An 18,153-nucleotide genomic window follows, 5' to 3' on the forward strand; every position below is an offset into this window, starting at 1 on the left:
CCTTTCTCGTCAGGTTTCGGTCATCGGTGAAGTCTCGGTCAGCAGGGTGTCCAGCCGGCGATAACTGCGTTCGGCGTCGAGCCGGTACCGGTCGATCCAGGCGGTCAGCCGTTCGAGCGCAGCGGCGTCCAGGTGCACCGGCCTGCGCTGAGCCTCGCGGGTCCTGGTGACCAGTCCCGCGTGCTCGAGCACCTGAATGTGTTTGGACACCGCCTGTTTGGTGATCTCGAAAGGCTCCGCGAGCTCGTTGACCGTGGCCGGCCCCCGCGAGAGTCGCGCCACGATGGCCCGCCGTACGGGGTCGGCCAGCGCCAGGAAGGCGCGGTCGAGCGCTGAGTCGGCATCGTCATCACGCTCCAATTATCAACCTTTTACTTGATCAACTCAACAGTTGAATACCAAGGTAAACACCGGTACGGGGTGTGTCAAGGGTGAAGTTCAGCGCTTGCGACGGATGATCGCGCGCAGCTTGTCGAGCCGCGTGGCGATCTCGCGCTCGGCACCGTGAGTTGTCGGCTGGTAGTAGTCGACGCCGACCAGCTCATCGGGTGGATACTGTTGCGGGACAACACCATCGGGGTCGTCGTGGCTGTACTGGTAGCCGACCGCGTTGCCCAGCTTCTCCGCGCCGGAGTAGTGGCCGTCGCGCAGATGCGGCGGCACCATCCCCGCCTTGCCGGCCCGGATGTCGGCCATCGCCGCCCCCAGCGCGGTGGTCACCGCGTTCGACTTGGGCGCCGTCGCGAGATGGACCGTGGCGTGGGCGAGCGTGAGCTGCGCTTCGGGCATGCCGATCAACTGCACGGTCTGCGCTGCGGCCACCGCGGTCTGCAGGGCGGTCGGATCCGCCATGCCGATGTCCTCGCTGGCCAGGATCATCAGCCGCCGCGCCACGAACCGCGGATCCTCCCCCGCCACCAGCATCCGGGACAGGTAGTGCAGTGCGGCGTCGACGTCGGACCCGCGGACCGACTTGATGAACGCGCTGATCACGTCGTAGTGCTGATCCCCGTCGCGGTCGTAGCGGACGGCGGCCTTGTCCAGCGACTGCTCGATGGTCTCGACCGTCACGGTCTCGCCCGCTTCGGCGGCGACCTCGAGCGCGGTCAGTGCCCGCCGGGCGTCGCCGGCCGACAGCGCGACCAGTAGGTCGACGGCCTCGTCGGTGACGGTGACCTTGCCGGCTAGTCCGCGAGCGTCGTCGATCGCGCGGCGGACCAACGTGCGCACGGCATCGCCGTCGAGGGGTTGCAGCTGCAGGATCAGCGACCGGGACAGCAGCGGGGCCACGACCGAGAACGACGGGTTCTCGGTGGTCGCGGCGACCAGGGCGACGACGCGGTTCTCGACCGCGGAGAGCAGGGCGTCCTGCTGCGTCTTGGAGAAGCGGTGCACCTCGTCGATGAACAGCACGGTCTGCTCGCCGTACGCGGCGGCCCGCCGGGCGACGTCGATCACCGCGCGCACTTCCTTGACGCCCGCCGACAGCGCCGACAGGGCCTCGAATCGGCGGCCCGTGGCTTGTGAGATCAGCGACGCCAGCGTGGTCTTACCGGTTCCGGGCGGACCGTAGAGGATGACCGAGGCCGCACCCGAACCCTCGACCATCCGGCGCAGCGGAGAGCCGGGCTGCAGCAGGTGATCCTGGCCGACCACCTCGTCGAGCGTGGCCGGACGCATCCGCACCGCCAACGGCGCCGACGCACCGACGGGCCCGGCCGCCGGCGTAGGGGCCTCACCGGGGACGTCGAACAGACCGTCGGACACGCCTTCTGCTTACCACGCCGTCACGACGCGGGTTGCGTCACGAAGTCGATCAGCTCCTCGACCCGCCCGATCAGCGCGGGCTCCAGGTCGTTCCAGTCCCGCACCCGCCTGCGGATGCGCTGCCACGCCCGTGCGATGTCGGCCTGTCCGCTGGCGGGCCAGCCCAGAGCGCGGCAGACGCCGGTCTTCCAGTCGACGCCCTTGGGCACGACCGGCCACGCCTCGACGCCGAGCCGCTCGGGTTTGACCGCCTGCCAGATGTCGATGAACGGGTGCCCGACGACCAGCGTGTGCGGGCCGCCGGGGCCGCGCCGGACCGCGTCCGCGATGCGTGCCTCCTTCGACCCGGAGACCAAATGGTCGACGAGGACACCGAGCCGGCGGCCGGGACCCGGCCGGAAGTCCTCGACGATTGCCACGAGATCGTCGACGCCGCCGAGGTGTTCGACGACGACGCCCTCGATCCGCAGATCGTCACCCCAGACCTGCTCGACGAGTTCGGCGTCGTGCCGGCCCTCGACATAGATGCGGCTGGCCAGCGCGACCTTGGCCCGCGCGTCGTGCACCGCGACGGACCCCGACGCGGTGCGGGTGCTCGTGGGTACGGCCCGGCGGGGCGCGGTCAGGATCACCGGCTTGCCGTCGATCAGATAGCCCGGCCCGACGGGAAACGGCTTGCGCCGGCCGTTGCGGTCCTCCAGTTCCATACGGCCGTACTCGATGCGCACGATCGCGCCGACGTATCCCGTCTGCGCGTCCTCGACGACCAGCCCGATCTCGGCCGGCTGTTCGGTGGAGCGCACCCTGCGCGGGTGCGGGTTGTCGGCCAGGATGTCGGAGCCGTATCGGTCAGCCACCGGGCGATCGTAGGGCCGCCGCTCGCCGACAGCCCACGACGGCGCGCCCGGGCGCGTCGGCGACAATGCGGAGCATGACCGATCTCGCGCGATACGGACCCTGGGCGGTGATCGCCGGCGGCTCCGAAGGTGTCGGCGCCGAGTTCGCCCACCAACTTGCCGGCGCGGGAGTCCACCTCGTGCTGATCGCGCGCAAGCCCGAACCGCTCGAGCAGACGGCAGAGGAATGCCGCCGCAACCGCGTGGAGGTGCGGACCCTCGCCGTCGACCTGACCTCCCCTGACGCGCTCGAGCGCACCGCGGCGATCACCGGTGACCTCGAGGTCGGCCTGCTGATCTACAACGCCGGGGCCAACACCTGCAGCGAGCACTTTCTCGACGGTGACCTCGCCGACTTCCAGCGGGTGATCGACCTGAACGTCGGCACCATGCTCGCGCTGGTGCAGCACTTCGGCCGTCCGATGCGGGACCGTCGCCGCGGCGGCATCTTGATGGTGGGGTCGATGGCCGGCTATCTGGGCTCCGAGCGTCACACCGTCTACGGCGCGGTGAAGGCGTTCGGCCGGATCTTCGCCGAGAGTCTGTGGCTCGAATTGCGTGAGTACGGCGTCGACGTGCTCGAACTCGTCCTGGGCGTGACCCGCACACCGGCGATGGAGCGGGTGGGCTTGAACTTCGACGTGCCCGGTATGCGGGTGGCCGACCCCGCCGATGTGGCGCGAGAAGGTCTGGCGCAGTTGGCCAATGGACCGGTACATGTTGCTGGCGGCAACGCCGACGACGTCGCACGTCGCAACGACCCGGACCGCGCCAAGATCGTGCTGCGCACGCACGAGTTCATGCAGAAACTGTTGGGTGCGAGGGGCACCCGATGACCGAGCTGGCGACGGGTGTGGCTCCTCAACCGCCGCGAGCGACCGCGGAATGACAAATTGTCGCGGCGTGTCGCGTGCAGACACGGGCGCTCGCGGAGGTGGTGGAGGTGCTCGCGGAGGTGGTGGGACTAGGTCTGGGTGATGTCGTCGACGACGGTGTGGATGAACCGCATCTTCTCGAGCACCGGCACAGGCAGCACGAACGGGTAGAGATCTTCCTTGCCCATCGACCGGTTCAGCATGTTGAGTGCCCACGACAGCGGCAGCCACATCTCGATGATGGCATCGAAGCTGCTCGGCCCCAACACCTTTCGCTCGAAAGTCGCCGCCGCCGGCGCCACGCCGAACGCGGCGGCGGTGTCGAGGGTGTCGCGGATGTGCAGGTAGTGCGCGAACGTCTCCGCCCAGTCCTCGGCCGGGTGCATGGTGGCGTATGAGGAGACGTAGCTCTCCCCCCAGTTCGGGGGCGGACCGTCGTTGTAGTGGCGGTCCAGCGCGGCCTGGTAATCGGCGTCGGGGTCGCCGAACAGTTCGCGGAAGCGGGAGTCATATTCGGGCGACACGCTGATCAGGCGGTAGTAGTAATAGTGCCCGACCTCGTGGCGGAAGTGCCCGAGCAGCGTGCGGTACGGCTCGTCCATCGCCTTGCGCAACTGCTCACGGTGCACGTCGTCGCCCTCGGCGAGATCCAAAGTGATGACACCGTTTTCGTGACCAGTGAAGACCTTTTGATGTTCGCTGGACAACAGGTCGAACGCCAGGCCGTAGTCGGGGTCCTCGTCCCGGCCGACGATGGGCAGCTTGAGTTCGTAGAGTTCGGCCACCAACCGCCGCTTGGCCCGCTCGGCGTCGGCGAACGCCGCGAGCGCTTTGGTGTCGGAATCCCGGGGCCGGGTGCGGGTGAGGCTGCACGACTCACACAGCTTGTGAATCGGACCCTTCTCCACCAGCCAATTGCATTCGGCAAGATGCATGTTCGCGCACAGCTGGTACTTCTCGCCGTCGACGAAACCGGTGTGGTTCTGCTCGTCGCCGGTGGCGATGACCAACAGCGCCATGTCGTCGAGCGAGAACCCCAGCGGCCGACCGCACGACAAGCACAGTGAGTTCTCGAAGGCGAGGCGCTGCCCGCAGTTCGGGCACAGGAAGTCACGCATGCAACACTCCCCCCTCGAACGGTTCGACGTCGACGGAGACGTCGATCTCGCTGCTCTGCGAGTCGGTGTAGATGATGCCGCGCAACGGCGGGACGTCGGCATAGTCACGGCCGTATCCGACGGTGATGTAGCGCTCGTCGACCATCTGGTCGTTGGTGGGATCCAGGCCCAGCCACTGGTTCTGCGGTGTCCACACAGCGGCCCACGCGTGGGTCGCGTCGATACCGATCATCCGTTCCTTCCCGGGCGGCGGATCGGTCGCCAGATAACCCGACACATAACTGGCGGCCAACCCGTTGGCGCGCAGGCAGGCGATGGCCAGCCGTGCGAAGTCCTGACATACCCCTTCACGTGCCGCCAAAACCTGGCTGACCTGAGTGGACACCGTCGTCGAGCCAGATCGGTAGGTGAAATCGGAGAAGATGCGGTGCGTCAGGTCCCCCAGCGCCTCGATCAGCGGCCGTTCCGGCTCGAAACTCGCTGCCGCGTAATCGCGTAGCGCCGGCGTGATCTCCGGCGGTTGTAGGTCGAGGGTGAACTCGGTCGCCAACGCGGCGTCCACGCCGACGGGGCGGGCGATCTCCCACGGCGCCATCGCCGAACCGGCTCCGTAGAGCGTGGGCGGCGGCGGGTCGACCTCGACCACCGATCGGCCGGTCACCGTCAGCGTTCGGTGGCGTTCGGTCACGTGGAAGTAGGAGCTGATGTTGCCGTAGACGTCACGGCTGGTGGAGCTGTCGGCGGCAGGCGGATCGATCTCGAGCTCATGCGACAGACAGCGCTGGCGCGCCGTGTCCCGCGGGGTGAGGAAGCCACGGCCGTAGGAACTGGTGACATCGGCGGCGTAGCGATACACGGTGCGGTGCATGATGCGGTAGGTGCGGCTGGCGGCCGACGAGGTCGGGCCGTCCGGGAAAGCGGTCACGGCATCAACCTTCGCTCGTCTTTGCCCCACAGATGCTGCATGCCGCCGGGCAGCGACAGATGGGTCGCGGTGATGACGTTGGCCAATTCGCGGAGGTCGGCGTGCATCCCGTCGAGCAGCTCGGCCAGCTCGATCCGCCTGCCGTCCACGATCTCGTCCAGGTCGTCGGGGTCGAGCCGCCGCAGCCGGGTGCCGATGTCGTCGACCATCCGCTCGGGCCGGGATGAACCCGAGGAACCGGGCAGCGCCTTGAGTCCCGTGCGCAGCCGCTCCAGCTGGTAGGCCAGCGAGCGCGGGTTGTCGGCGTCGAACAGCACGAGGTCGGCGACTGCGGACACGCTGACCTTGCCGAGCATTCGGCGCCGGTAGATGATCGACGACTCGCACACCACCAGGGTCGATTCGGTGATGGTCTGTTCGGCGCCCGGGCTCCGGGCGGTGGTCAGGGTCGCGCTCAGCAACGCGGTGAGGTTGAGGCCGCGTTCGATGCGCTTGCCGATGTCCATCATCGTCCAGCTGACGTCGCGGATCATCGACTCCGCGGCCACACCGGACAGCGCCAGCATGCCCGCGAGGGTCAGGCTGGCCGTCGCGGTGAGGAACGCCTCGCCCTCGGCCTGCGACTCGGGCGGCTCGTTGGCGGGGCGGCCGGCCGATGACGCGGGTGGGTGGAGCAGCGCCCGCTCGACAGCGGCCAGCACCATCCAGGTGTCGTTGGACATCTGGTCACGCACCGAACGGGTGAGCAGGCCCAGACGCTCGACGGACTGCGCCAGCGATCCCGGGCGGTGCCGGTCCGCGGTCAACGACCAAAGCGTCGACTGTGCGGTGGCGACCATCTCCGCGTCGTCGCCGTCGGCACCGGTGTCGGTACCGGTCTGGTGGCCCAGCGCGGTCAACAACACCGGCACGCACTCGCTGCCGTCCATGTCCCGGCGGTAGTGGAACTCGTGGTAGCGCTCCCTGGTCACGGTGAGCAGACGCGCCATGTGCTCGGCGCGCTCGGCGTAGCGTCCCACCCAGAACATGTCGGCAAGCACGCGCGGCGAGCTCACCGCTCGCGTCGGGCTCGGCGTGATCGCGGGCAGCTCGACGGGCGGCACCCGGTCCACGGTGGCCCGCTCCGGCGCGCGAACCCAGACATCCTTGGCGGCAACGGTGTTCAGGGTGTACGCGGCGTCTCCCGGTGCCAGCACGTAGCCGAGGCCGCCGATCATCGGCGCATAGCCCCCGCGCTGAGCGACGGTGAACAGGCGCACGCCGACATTCGTCGCCGACACACCTCCCGAACCGACAATGCTTGGCGCAGAGGAGAACTGGGGCAGTTCCTGGCCGACCCACTGCCACGGTGTCGCTTCGATGCACGAGGCCAGCTGTCCGCGCTGATCGGCTGTCAGGGCCGGGCCGACGAGCGCGCGGCCACCGGTCACCGGTCTGATCAACAGCGACGACAGGTTGGCGAGCAGGTGCGAACGCTCGGTGCCGATGCCGCCCCAGTACATCGGGGTGGTGTCGAGCATCGGCGACTCGCCGAGCAACCGTTCCGAGAGCTCAGGCAGAAACCGCTGCAGCCCCGGGCTTTCGAGGACACCGCTGCCCAATGTGTTGACGACGGCCACCGTGCCGCGGCGCAGCGCCTCGACGAGCCCGGCCACTCCGAGCCGAGAGTCCGAACGCAGATCGAGCGGGTCGACCCAGTCCGCGTCGACGCGGCGCAGCACCACGTCGACACGCTTGAGCGTTCCCATCGAGCGCATCCACAGCTTGCCCTCGCGCACAACCAGGTCGGCGCTCTCCACCAGCGGGAAACCCAACACACCGGCGAGGTAGGCCTGGTCGAAGGCGGTCTCGGAGTGGATGCCCGGGCTGAGCACCACCACCGTGGGTTCTTCGGCCGACTCCGGGGCCGCGTCGATGAGCGCCAACCGCAGTGCCTGCGCCCACGGAGACGCCGGCCGCGGCCCGATCCGTTCGTAGAGGTCGGGAACGGCGTGCGCGACAACCCGCCTGTCCGCCAGCGCGTAGCCCGCCCCCGAGGGTGCCTGCGTCCAGTCGGCGTTGACGCGGAAGCCGCCGTCGCCGACACGGCTGACATCGCAGCCGTGCAGAAACAACTGGTGGCGGCCGGGTAGGTCGATGCCCCGCGCGGCGCGGACATAACCCGGATGGGCGAACAGCAGCGGAGCGGGCAGCACGCCACTGGTGATCGACAGCTGAGGCCCGTACAGGTCGACCAGGACCGCGTCGAGGAGTCGGGAGCGCTGCAGCAGACCGGATTCCAGCGTGTTCCACTCGTCGGCCGAGACCACCAGGGGCAGCGCGTCCAGATGCCACGGCCCCGGCTCCGTGGGCTCGTGGCCATTGGTGCCGACCTGCCCGAGCACCGAGCCACGCCGGTCGACCTGGACGTAGGTGATGCCGTCGTTGTCGACCAGGCTGCGCACGACGTCGCGCAGCTGCGCCAGACCGATTTGTCCGCGCGCGGCCACGCATTCGGCCAGCTCCTGCCACCCCGGGCGGATATCGCCTGCGCCGTCGACGAACTCGTCGTAGCCGCTGCCCGCACCCGGTCGCACGTCGAACAGCGCCTGCTGAATGCGCGCGGTGCGGTACCTGGCCAGCAGGTCGTCGGGGACATTCGGTGCCGGTAGTGCCATCAGTGCAGAACGGTAACCGGTCAGCCCGGGATACGGCGCGGTGCGGCGTGCCGTCGGTCGGCCAGGCGGCGAATCCACAGCACGAGCACGCCGGCCAGCACGATCGCGACGAGGTTGACCGCGAGCTGCGTCGCGGACTTGGCCGCGACTCCCCAATCACCGACGCTCGCGGCAACGACGGCAAAGCCGGCCGCGGGCACCGTCATGACCGAGATGAAAACACCGACCAGGGCAGCGGATTTCGAGGTGATCAGCGACAGCATCCCCGCTGCCCCGGCGAGGAACGCGACGACGAACGACAGCGGACCGACCTGGAAGATGAAGTCGACCTGATCCAGTTCGCTGGTGCTGGTCACCGAGATCCAGCCGATCGCCTCGCCTGCCAGCACCACCAGGGCCGTGATGAGCATCGCCACCGGAAACCCGACCAGCAGGGCCAGCGCGGCACGTTGCGCGAGATACCTCCGCCGGCGCACCAGCGACACCGCCAGCGCCGCCAGCGGCCCGAACTCGGGTCCCACCACCGTCGCGCCGACGACCGTCACCGGCGAGTCGGTCACCACGCCGATCGCCGCGATCAGGCACGCCACACACAGGAAGGCCAGGAACGTGACGTTGAGCGTCGACTCCTCGCGGGTGCGCACCGCCAACTCGTCCCACACCACGGCGTCGGCGGGATCTCCGTCGGCCTCGTCCTCGGCACGGTAGGCGCGGGCGGAGAGCACGGTGTCGACGAAGTCGAGCGTGATGGCGCCGCGCTCCTTGACTCGTAGCGACTTCAGCGCGGCGATGACGTCGTTGGCCGACTCCCTGGCGATGTCGGCGGTGATCTCGTCGCCGCGCGGTTCCACCGCGGCGTCGCGGTGCAGGACGATGTGGGTGACGCCCGGGTTGTCCTGGAGAACGGCCATGACGGCGTCGCGCTGATCTGTCGGCGAGATGACGCGAAGATGCAGCACACCGGCACCCTACGCATGGCGGGTGGGCTCTCGTCACCGCTTCAGGCGAACCGCCAGTTCCTCGGGCGGCACGTGGTGGCCGTCGGCGCACCGGATCTCGACGGTGGCCTCGGCGCCACATCCCCGGTGCGCGAGGCGCAACGGCGTGCGGTTGGGCAGATGGCGTCGACCCCATTCGAACATCGCCCAGACCACCGGCATGAACTCCCGGCCGGCCTGGGTGAGCACGTACTCGTCGCGGCTACGTTGGCCCGGCTCCTGATAGGGCTGCCGCTCCAGAAGACCCGCCTCGACCAGGTCCGAAAGTCGCGCTGCAGCAGCGGCTTTGGTGATCCCGACCCGACGCCAGAAATCTTCGAAGCGGGTGGTGCCGTAAAAGGCCTCGCGCATGATGAGCATCGCCGATTTGGTGCCCAGCACCGCCATCGTCTTTTCGATGGGGCACTCCCCGACCGCCGACCAGGCGTCCCGGTCGGCCAGCCTCCCCTGCAGAACTGTCATGGAATTCACCGTACCCCTGAGTTGTTCTCACTATACCTAGCTGGTATAGCTGGGTATAGACAAGTTCACTCAGCGTGGAGGCTAGGAGGCAGCAATGTCCGGATTCTCAGGTCGGGACGCCGTCATCGTCGGAGCGGTTCGCACCCCGATCGGAAAGGGCAAGCAGAGCGGCGCGCTGCACGATGTGCTGCCCGTGGACCTGCTCGCGCACAGTCTCAGGGAACTGGTGGCCAAAACCGGCATCGACCCTCTGGAGATCGACGACGTCATCGCCGGGGCGGTCACCCAGGTCGGCGACCAGGCGGTCAACATCGCGCGCAACGCAGTTCTGGGCGCCGGATTCCCCGAATCGGTGCCGGGCACGACGGTCGACCGCCAGTGCGGCAGCAGCCAGCAGGCCATCCACTTCGCCGCAGCGGGCGTCATCTCGGGCGCCTACGACATCGTGGTCGCCGCGGGTGTCGAGTCGATGTCGCGGGCGCCGATGGGCTCCAGCGTGCTACCCGGCAGCGACCCGTTCGGCGCGATGGCCCAGCGCTATCCCGAAGGCCTTGTGCCGCAGGGCATCAGCGCGGAGTTGATCGCCTCCAAGTGGGGTCTGTCGCGTCAGCAGCTCGACGAGTTCTCCGCGGGCAGCCACGAGAAGGCCGCGGCCGCGACCAAAGAGGGCCGGTTCGACAACGAACTGATCCCGGTCGCGGGCCTGACCACCGACGAGATCATCCGGCCCGGCACCACCGTCGACACGCTTACCGCGCTGAAGCCGGCGTTCTACAACCCCGCCTACGAGCAGCGGTTCCCGCAGATCGGTTGGCAGATCACCCCGGGCAACTCGTCGCCACTGTCCGATGGCAGCGCGGCGGTGCTGATCACCACCAGCGAGGCGGCCGCGCGTTTGGGTCTGCGCCCGCTCGCGCGCGTCCACTCGATGACCGTGGTCGGCTCCGATCCGCTCTACATGCTGACCGGCGTCATCCCGGCGACGGAGAAGGTGCTGCAGCGCGCGGGGCTCACCCTCGCCGACATCGACCTGTTCGAGGTCAACGAGGCGTTCGCGCCCGTCGTGCTGGCCTGGGCGCAGGACACCGGGGCCGATCTGGCCAAGACGAACGTCAACGGCGGAGCGATCGCGATCGGTCACCCCCTGGGCGCCAGCGGCGCGCGCATCATGACCACGATGGTCAATGCGCTCGAGCAGCGCGGCGGACGGTATGCGCTGCAGACGATGTGCGAGGGCGGCGGCATGGCCAACGCCACCATCATCGAACGCCTCTGACCCGTGTGATATCACGCCCGGAGGAGTTCGAAGACCGGGATGACCCGGCTTGTCTTGGCCTGGTATTCGCCGAACGACGGCGCGTACTCGACCAGCTTCGGGTAGAGCTCGTCGCGCTCCTGGCGGGGCAGCTCCCGAGCGGTGGCGTCGTATTCGGTGGTCCCGACCTCGATGTGCACTCGCGCATTCGCGCGGAGGTTGTGCACCCACGCCGGGTCCTTGTCGGAGCCGGCGAACGATCCGACGATGTAGACCTTCTCGTCGACGCGGATGTACGCCAGCGGCGACACCCGCGGCCGACCGGACTTCGCTCCGGTGGTGTGCAGGAGCAGAAGGTCGGCACCGTCGAACGGTCCGCCGACCTTGCCGCCGTTGGCGCGGAACTCATCGACAATTTTCGCGTTGAAATCCTTGAGATTGGAGATCTCGGTCACTCCTTCTCCAAGTCCCCGCGGGCTCCCGGTATTCCACAGGCATCACGCATCCGGATAATCGACGACCATGCGGGTAATCGTGACGGGCGGTAACAGCGGTGTCGGCAAGGCCACGGCGGCGGCGCTGGCGGCCGACGGCCATAGCGTGCTGATCGCCTGTCGCGATGTCGACAAGGGGCGTCGGGCGGCAACCGAGATCGCCGGTGACGTCGAGGTGGCCGCCCTGGACCTGGCCGACCTGGCCGGCGTGCGCGCGTTCGCCGACTCGGTGGAATCCGTTGACGTGCTGGTGAACAACGCCGGCGTGATGGGTATGCCGCTGACGCGCACCGCCGACGGTTTCGAATCCCACATCGGCATCAACCACCTCGGCCACTTCGCGTTGACGTCCCTGCTGGCCGACCGGATCACCGACCGGGTGATCGCGGTGGCGAGCGCGACGTACCTGTTCGCCAGACTGCATCTCGACGACCTGAACTGGCACCGCCGCAAGTACTCGAAATGGAGCGCCTACGGCGAATCCAAACTGGCCAACCTGCTGTTCGTCGCCGAGCTGGCGAATCGGGGTGTGCGCGCCTACGCCACCGACCCCGGTGCCACCGACACCGACATCACCCGATCGCTCGGAATGGGTGAGCATCAACGAATCCGGCGCCTGATGCACACACCCGCTCAGGGCGCGCGGGCCACCTTGCAGGCGATGACGACCGACCTGCCCAGCGGGACCTACCTGGCGCCGCGGTTCAATCAGATCGGCAGGCCCACGGTCACCCGGTTGCGGCGAAAGGCCGTCGATCCGGCGAAAGCCCGCCGCCTGTGGGACGTCTCGGCTGGACTCACCGGATGCGACTGGCCGCGTTGATCAGTCCTTCTGTCGCCACCACGCGATGACGTACAGCACCATCGCCGCGGCCAGCGCGATCAGCACCCACAGGACAACCGCTAGATCGATCCAGGCGCCCGCCGGCGGCGCCCCGGGCAACAGGTTGCGGAGCGGGACCACCGCGAACAACATCGCCGCGAACCAGGTCGTCAACGGCGGCAGGAACTTTCGGCGGCCCAGCACCGTCTCGATCGCCACGAACAGCGCGGCCGCCGGCAGCGCGAGCAACACCAGCAGGACCCCGACGTCGAACGCGAGCGCTCCCCTGGTGCGCTCCATCGTGAAACGCACGGTCGACACCCTGTCGGCGGTGCCGTGTTCGGTATGGACGTCCCATCCGTTGATCTGTCCTGCGACGACGACCCCCGCCGCGATCGGGCGTGGGTCCGGACCATCGCCCGCGAAAGCCTGCACACCGATGATGTCGGTGGTGAACCTGTCGAACGGCCAGTCGTCGGGGTCCCCGACGGCGACCAGCTGGGTCGTCGTGTCGTTGCCGCTCAACGCGGGATGGACATAGATCAGCTCGCCGGAACTGGTCCACGAGCTCAGGCGGATCGTGACGTCGTCGGTTCGGCCGGTCTGCAGCTCCGGGCCGGGGTGCAGCAGGACGTCGACGACGAGCCGGTTCTGGATCGCGTTCATCTCCCGTAGCCGGATGATGACGACGGTTTCGCCGGTGACCGAGGGCTCGGAGAACTCGAAATGACGGTGCTCGGGCTCCAGCAGGGCGTATCCCACCAGAGAGCCGACATAGACGGCGATCACCGCCACGACCGTCGTCACGACGGTGACCCGTCGCCGCCTGGGCGTACCTGATGGCGCCGACGGAACCGCACCTGTCACGCGCGGATCGTAGCCTCCGTTGCGGCTGACCGACGCCGATTGGATTCAGTCGGTCTTCGGTTTGGCGTCGATCCCGGATTCCTTGCGCTGCTGCGGGGTGATCGGCGCGGGCGCACCGGTCAACGGGTCGACACCGCCTCCGGACTTGGGGAACGCGATCACCTCGCGGATCGAGTCCGCACCGGCCAGCAGCGCGGTGGTGCGGTCCCATCCGAACGCCAGGCCGCCGTGTGGCGGGGCCCCAAAGGTGAACGCCTCCAACAGAAATCCGAATTTCTCCTCGGCTTCTGCCTTGTCGATACCCATCACCGCGAACACCCGCTCCTGGATATCGCGACGGTGGATACGGATCGAACCGCCGCCGATCTCGTTGCCGTTGCACACCACGTCGTAGGCGTCGGCCAGCACGGCCCCCGGATCGCTCTCGATGCGGTCCTCGAACTCGGGCTTGGGCGCGGTGAAGGCGTGGTGCACCGCGGTCCAGGCGCCGGATCCGACCGCGACGTCGCCGTGTGCGGTCGCGTCATCGGCGGGCTCGAACAGCGGCGGGTCCACCACCCAGGTGAACGCCCAGGCGTTCGGGTCGATCATGTCGAGGCGTTTGGCGATCTCGGTGCGCACCGCGCCCAGTAGCGCCCGCGAACTCTTCGCCGGGCCCGCCGAGAAGAACACGCAGTCACCGGGCTTCGCGCCGACGTGGTCGGCCAGACCCGCACGTTCGGCGTCGGACAGATTCTTGGCGACCGGGCCGCCCAAGGTGCCGTCCTCGCCGACGAGCACGTAGGCCAGCCCCTTGTGTCCACGCTGTTTGGCGAAGTCCTGCCAGGCGTCCAGCGTGCGCCGGGGCTGCGAGGCGCCGCCGGGCATGACGACGGCCCCGACATAGGGCGCCTGGAATACCCGAAACGGGGTCTCTGAGAAGAACTCCGCGCATTCGACAAGCTCGAGTCCGAACCTGAGATCGGGCTTGTCCGAACCGAACCGGCGCATGGCGTCGGCGTAGGTCATCCGGGGCAGCGGCAGGGGTACCTCGTAGCCGATCAGCCGCCACAGCGCCGCGACGATCTCCTCGGAGACCGCGATCACGTCCTCGGCGTCGACGAAGCTCATCTCGAGGTCCAGCTGGGTGAACTCGGGCTGACGGTCGGCGCGGAAATCCTCGTCGCGGTAGCAGCGCGCGATCTGGTAGTAGCGCTCCATGCCCGCGACCATCAGCAGCTGCTTGAACAGCTGCGGGCTCTGCGGCAACGCGTAGAACGACCCGGGCTGCAGCCGTGCGGGCACCAGGAAGTCGCGCGCACCCTCCGGGGTCGAGCGCGTCATCGTCGGGGTCTCGATCTCGACGAAGTCGTGCCGGGCGAGCACCTCACGGGCGGCGGCGTTCACCTTGGACCGCAGCCGGATCGCGTGGCCGGGCCCCTCGCGCCGCAGGTCGAGGTAGCGGTACTTCAGGCGCGCCTCCTCGCCGGGCTGCTCGTCGAGCTGGAACGGCAGCGGCGCGCTCTCCCCCAGCACGGTCAGCGACGTCGCGTTGACCTCGATCTCACCGGTTGCGATCTCGGGGTTGGCGTTGCCCTCGGGGCGGATCTCCACGACGCCGTCGATGGCGATGCAGAACTCGGCGCGCAGCCGGTGCGCGGCCTCCAGGACAGCCGCTTCGCGGAACACCACCTGCGACACCCCGGACGCGTCGCGCAGATCGATGAAGATGACGCCGCCGTGGTCGCGCCGGCGCGCCACCCACCCGGCCAACGTCACCTTCTGACCGGCGTCGGCGGGCCGCAACGATCCGGCGGCATGACTGCGCAGCACTGAAACTCCTGAGGAAATCGCCCGACAAGACAACTGCCCAAGTGTAGAGGGGTGCAGTTCGCCGGTAACTTGGCGCTGTGGATGAGCGCTCGCGCGAAGACCCTGACTCCGCGACCCGTATCGCGCTCGTCGGACCCGGTGCGATCGGATCGACGGTCGCCGCCCTGCTGTACGCGGCGGGACACGCCGTGACGCTGTGCGGACGCACACCGCGCGACTCGGTCGAGGTGCGCCCCGACGACGGTGAGCCGATCGTGGTGCCCGGCCCCGTGCTGACCGACCCCGCCGACATTCCCGAACCGGTCGACGTCGTGCTGCTGGCGGTCAAGGACACCCAGAACGAGCAGTCCGCCGGCTGGCTGGCGCGACTGTGCGACGAACACACCGTCGTGTGTGCGCTGCAGAACGGTGTCGAACAGGTCGAGCGCGTGGGCCGCTTGTGTCCGGGTTCGACGGTAGTGCCTGCGGCCGTGTGGATTTCGGCCGAGCCGACACCGCAGGGGCATGTCCGGTTGCGCACCGGCGCTCGGTTGGTGCTGCCCGACACGGCGGGCGCGCAGACGTTGGCGGTGCTGTTCGCCGGCAGCGCGGTCGCGGTGGAGATCGATCCGACCTTCCTCGACGCCGTCTGGCACAAGCTCCTGGTCAACGCGGTCGTGGGGTTCATGGTGCTCAGCGGTCGCCGCTCGGGCATGTTCCGCCGTGACGACGTCGCCGCCTTGGCGCGCCGCTATCTGGCCGAGTGCCTCGCCGTCGCGCGGGCCGAGGGCGCGACGCTGGGCGACGAGGTGGTCGACGACATCGTCGGGCTGCTCGCGAAATCGCCGGAGGACATCACCACGTCGATGTTGACCGACCGCGAGGCCGGGCGGCAGTTGGAGTGGGACATCCGCAATGGTGTCGTCGCCCGTAAGGGCGCCGAACACGGGCTGAGCACGCCGATCAGCGACGTGCTGGTGCCGCTGCTGGCTGCGGCGAGCGACGGACCCGGCTAGACACCATCCTTTACTGTGTATGCCCATGCAGCCGTGTGAACGCGTCGACCTGGGCTTCATCGAAAGTGCGCCGTTCCGGTTCGTCAGCACCGTCGACCTCGCGATCACACCCGAACAGCTCTTCGAGGTGCTGGCGGACGCGGAATCATGGCCGCACTGGGCCACCGTCATCACCGAAGTCACCTGGACCAGCCCCGAACCACGCGGTGTCGGCACCACCAGGACGGTGAAGATGCGCGGCGGCATCGTCGGCCACGAGGAGTTTCTCGCCTGGGATCCCTACCGCCACATGGCGTTTCGATTCAACGAGGCCTCGACCGGGAGCATCGCCGCGTTCGCCGAGGACTACCGGGTGGTGCAGACGCCGCAAGGCTGCCACCTGACGTGGGTGATGGCGATGAAACCCAACGGCGCCGCCGCCCGGATCGGGATGACGCTCGGCAAGCCGGTGATGGGCTGGCTGTTCCAGAAGTTCCTCTACAACCTGCGCGACTACTCCGACAGGCGCTTCGGGGCCTGATTTTCGCGCGGCCTAGTAGTACAGCCCCACCCACGCTTCACGGCGCGCGGCGTCGGGATCGGAGACGACGGCGTCGCGCGCGGACAGGATGATGCGGGTGCAGCGCCGTTCGATGTCGTAGACGGGCCAGTCGTGTCCGTTGGACCAGTGGATCTCGCCGCTGTCCCACCCCTGAGAAGCGAAGTCGAGCCAGGCCCGTTGCATGCGCCTGCCGACCGCCGGCTGCAGGCGCCGCCCCAGCGGGTGGATCTTGCGCCCGAGATACGACGCGTAGCTGTGCTGGATGTGCACGATCTCGCTGCCGTGGGTCGCGCCCAGACCGAGCATGCGCAGGCTGAAGCCGAAGTGGTCGAAGCGGTACATGTGGGTGGGAGCGTGCCTGCTGTAGGCGTCGGCGAAGGCCCACGTCGGACCGCCGAACATCACGTCGGAGGCGAACTCGAGCAGCGCCCGCCGCCGCGGGAAGCCAGGGTAGGCCGCCAGCACCCGTTGTCGGGCGTCGGGTGCGACACGCGCGAAGTAGGCGTCGACGGACTCCTGGCTGGTGGGCAGCATCGGCGGCTTACCCCAGGCGAACATCGACGCCTCGTGGCTGTTGGTCCCGATGATCAGCGGCACCCGTCGCATGGCTCCACAGCGCGCGGCGTCCACCGGGTGACGCGGCAGCAGGTCCACGCCGTAGGTCAACCCGTATGCCAACGTCGGCGTGCGCGCGGCGCTTTCGAGTTGCAGCCTGCCCGCCGCGCGGCGCAACTCGCGTTGCGGCAGCCCCTTGACCTCGGAGACCGGAACGCCGAGTCGGCGCGCGAACTCGTGCGCCTGCTGGGCCCGCTGCTCCCGATCGGCGATCAGCGGCAGTGCCGGGCTCTGGGCGATCGCGCGGCTGAACAGGCCCTCGGCGGCGGGGCTGGCGAGCAGCGCGAGCACCGACGTGGCGCCCGCGGACTCGCCGAACACCGTCACGCGCGACGGGTCACCGCCGAAGGCCGCGATGTGGTCGCGGATCCACCGCAGCGCGGCGATCTGGTCGCGCAGGGCCAAGTTGTCGTCGAAACCCTCCCCGAGGTCACCGAGCTCGAAGCCACCGAACACGCCGATGCGGTAGGTGATGTTGACGACGACCACGTCGCCGTTGGCGGCCAGCCGCGAGCCGTTGTACAGCTGGAACTGACCGGCACCGAACACGAACGCGCCGCCGGGGATCCACACCATCACCGGAAGCGACGCGCTGGTGTCGGGCGACCACACCGTCAAGGTGAGGCAGGCTTCGTCGCGGACCTTGGGATCGTCGCGGCCACCGCCGACGAACGACTTGCCCTGCGGTGGCAGTGGGCCGTGCTCGGTCGCGTCGCGCACGCCGGCCCACGGCCGCTTCGGCTCGGGGCCGAGGAAGCGGCGCTCGCCCACGGGCTGCTCGGCGTACGGCACGCCCCGCCAGACCCCGACACCGCCCTCGGTCGTGCCGCGCAGATCCCCGAGGCCGGTGTGCACGATCACCGGATGTCCGGCAAGGGTGGCCACGGGCGAATCGTAGTGTGCGAAGCTGAACGTCATGACCTTCAACGAAGGTATGCGGATCGACACCAGAGCGCCGCGTCCGGTGCTGGTGTCGATCCCCGGCGGCGCGTTCGTGTACGGTGCCGGTCAGTTCCAGCTGTACAACGGCTCGCGGCTGGCCGCCAACGGCGA

The 18,153-nt window shown here is 68.7% G+C and carries 17 protein-coding genes; 5 read left to right on the forward strand and 12 right to left on the reverse strand.

Annotated elements, in window-relative coordinates; all coding sequences use genetic code 11:
* Positions 1-9: 9 nt before the first annotated feature.
* The 3 genes from AU197_RS12755 to AU197_RS12765 all read right to left on the reverse strand — a co-directional run bounded on the left by AU197_RS12755 (position 10) and on the right by AU197_RS12765 (position 2,624).
* Complete coding sequence (locus tag AU197_RS12755; protein WP_064403067.1) at positions 10-360, reverse strand: ArsR/SmtB family transcription factor; 351 nt, start codon at positions 358-360, stop codon at positions 10-12.
* Between the two features lie 78 nt (positions 361-438).
* A complete protein-coding gene (locus AU197_RS12760; RefSeq protein ID WP_064403068.1) occupies positions 439-1,767 on the reverse strand; it encodes a replication-associated recombination protein A in 1,329 nt (442 codons plus the stop codon).
* A 20-nt stretch (positions 1,768-1,787) separates the two neighbouring features.
* Positions 1,788-2,624, reverse strand: a complete 837-nt coding sequence (locus AU197_RS12765; protein WP_064403088.1) for a DUF3097 domain-containing protein — start codon at positions 2,622-2,624, stop codon at positions 1,788-1,790.
* A gap of 74 nt (positions 2,625-2,698) precedes the next feature.
* Between AU197_RS12765 and AU197_RS12770 the strand changes: the two genes are divergently transcribed.
* Positions 2,699-3,499: an SDR family NAD(P)-dependent oxidoreductase gene (locus AU197_RS12770; protein ID WP_064403089.1), complete on the forward strand. Its 801-nt coding sequence runs from the start codon at positions 2,699-2,701 to the stop codon at positions 3,497-3,499.
* A 128-nt stretch (positions 3,500-3,627) separates the two neighbouring features.
* On the opposite strand, the gene AU197_RS12775 is transcribed toward AU197_RS12770, so the two are convergent.
* The 5 genes from AU197_RS12775 to AU197_RS12795 are packed head-to-tail and all read right to left on the reverse strand — an operon-like array spanning position 3,628 to position 9,698.
* On the reverse strand, positions 3,628-4,656 hold the full coding sequence (locus AU197_RS12775; RefSeq protein ID WP_064403069.1) for a zinc-binding metallopeptidase family protein: 1,029 nt from the start codon (positions 4,654-4,656) through the stop codon (positions 3,628-3,630).
* Entirely contained in the window at positions 4,649-5,524 is an 876-nt protein-coding gene (locus tag AU197_RS12780; protein WP_156434407.1) for a transglutaminase family protein, read from the reverse strand. Before AU197_RS12780 ends, AU197_RS12775 begins: the two co-directional genes overlap by 8 nt.
* A gap of 53 nt (positions 5,525-5,577) precedes the next feature.
* On the reverse strand, positions 5,578-8,238 hold the full coding sequence (locus tag AU197_RS12785; protein WP_064403090.1) for a circularly permuted type 2 ATP-grasp protein: 2,661 nt from the start codon (positions 8,236-8,238) through the stop codon (positions 5,578-5,580).
* Positions 8,239-8,258: 20 nt separating this feature from the next.
* Entirely contained in the window at positions 8,259-9,197 is a 939-nt protein-coding gene (locus AU197_RS12790; RefSeq protein WP_064403071.1) for a DUF389 domain-containing protein, read from the reverse strand.
* Positions 9,198-9,230: 33 nt separating this feature from the next.
* Complete coding sequence (locus AU197_RS12795; protein WP_064403072.1) at positions 9,231-9,698, reverse strand: winged helix-turn-helix transcriptional regulator; 468 nt, start codon at positions 9,696-9,698, stop codon at positions 9,231-9,233.
* Between the two features lie 94 nt (positions 9,699-9,792).
* On the opposite strand from AU197_RS12795, the gene AU197_RS12800 reads away from it, so the two are divergent.
* Positions 9,793-10,974, forward strand: a complete 1,182-nt coding sequence (locus tag AU197_RS12800; RefSeq protein ID WP_064403073.1) for a thiolase family protein — start codon at positions 9,793-9,795, stop codon at positions 10,972-10,974.
* A gap of 11 nt (positions 10,975-10,985) precedes the next feature.
* Here AU197_RS12800 and AU197_RS12805 read toward each other — a convergent pair whose 3' ends face one another.
* Positions 10,986-11,408, reverse strand: a complete 423-nt coding sequence (locus tag AU197_RS12805) for a nitroreductase family deazaflavin-dependent oxidoreductase (RefSeq protein WP_064403074.1) — start codon at positions 11,406-11,408, stop codon at positions 10,986-10,988.
* Positions 11,409-11,475: 67 nt separating this feature from the next.
* Between AU197_RS12805 and AU197_RS12810 the strand changes: the two genes are divergently transcribed.
* Positions 11,476-12,270 carry an SDR family NAD(P)-dependent oxidoreductase gene (locus AU197_RS12810; protein WP_064403075.1) on the forward strand — a complete coding sequence of 265 codons (795 nt, stop codon included), beginning with the start codon at positions 11,476-11,478 and terminating at the stop codon, positions 12,268-12,270.
* On the opposite strand, the gene AU197_RS12815 is transcribed toward AU197_RS12810, so the two are convergent.
* A complete protein-coding gene (locus AU197_RS12815) occupies positions 12,271-13,137 on the reverse strand; it encodes a DUF8686 domain-containing protein (RefSeq protein ID WP_064403076.1) in 867 nt (288 codons plus the stop codon). It abuts the gene before it with no gap.
* A gap of 45 nt (positions 13,138-13,182) precedes the next feature.
* Positions 13,183-14,949 (reverse strand): aspartate--tRNA ligase, encoded by a 1,767-nt coding sequence (aspS, locus tag AU197_RS12820; protein ID WP_064403077.1) that lies wholly within the window; start codon positions 14,947-14,949, stop codon positions 13,183-13,185.
* Positions 14,950-15,026: 77 nt separating this feature from the next.
* On the opposite strand from aspS, the gene AU197_RS12825 reads away from it, so the two are divergent.
* Both AU197_RS12825 and AU197_RS12830 read left to right on the forward strand, forming a co-directional pair.
* The gene (locus tag AU197_RS12825) at positions 15,027-15,944 is read left to right on the forward strand and encodes an oxidoreductase (protein WP_064403078.1); all 918 of its coding nucleotides are present in this window, start codon (positions 15,027-15,029) and stop codon (positions 15,942-15,944) included.
* A 19-nt stretch (positions 15,945-15,963) separates the two neighbouring features.
* Positions 15,964-16,464 (forward strand): SRPBCC family protein, encoded by a 501-nt coding sequence (locus AU197_RS12830; RefSeq protein ID WP_064403079.1) that lies wholly within the window; start codon positions 15,964-15,966, stop codon positions 16,462-16,464.
* A gap of 12 nt (positions 16,465-16,476) precedes the next feature.
* On the opposite strand, the gene AU197_RS12835 is transcribed toward AU197_RS12830, so the two are convergent.
* Positions 16,477-17,985 (reverse strand): carboxylesterase/lipase family protein, encoded by a 1,509-nt coding sequence (locus tag AU197_RS12835; protein WP_064403091.1) that lies wholly within the window; start codon positions 17,983-17,985, stop codon positions 16,477-16,479.
* Positions 17,986-18,153: the final 168 nt, after the last annotated feature.

Source organism: Mycobacterium sp. IS-1590 (assembly GCF_001500025.1).
Classification (GTDB): domain Bacteria; phylum Actinomycetota; class Actinomycetes; order Mycobacteriales; family Mycobacteriaceae; genus Mycobacterium.

Bases quoted from the DNA above. Each gene is read 5' to 3' on its own strand.
- AU197_RS12795 (WP_064403072.1), bottom strand. From the start codon at position 9,698: ATGACAGTTCTGCAGGGGAGGCTGGCCGACCGGGACGCCTGGTCGGCG.
- AU197_RS12800 (WP_064403073.1), top strand. From the start codon at position 9,793: ATGTCCGGATTCTCAGGTCGGGACGCCGTCATCGTCGGAGCGGTTCGC.
- AU197_RS12830 (WP_064403079.1), top strand. From the start codon at position 15,964: ATGCCCATGCAGCCGTGTGAACGCGTCGACCTGGGCTTCATCGAAAGT.
- AU197_RS12780 (WP_156434407.1), bottom strand. From the start codon at position 5,524: ATGCACCGCACCGTGTATCGCTACGCCGCCGATGTCACCAGTTCCTAC.
- AU197_RS12770 (WP_064403089.1), top strand. From the start codon at position 2,699: ATGACCGATCTCGCGCGATACGGACCCTGGGCGGTGATCGCCGGCGGC.
- AU197_RS12785 (WP_064403090.1), bottom strand. From the start codon at position 8,238: ATGGCACTACCGGCACCGAATGTCCCCGACGACCTGCTGGCCAGGTAC.
- AU197_RS12810 (WP_064403075.1), top strand. From the start codon at position 11,476: ATGCGGGTAATCGTGACGGGCGGTAACAGCGGTGTCGGCAAGGCCACG.
- AU197_RS12775 (WP_064403069.1), bottom strand. From the start codon at position 4,656: ATGCGTGACTTCCTGTGCCCGAACTGCGGGCAGCGCCTCGCCTTCGAG.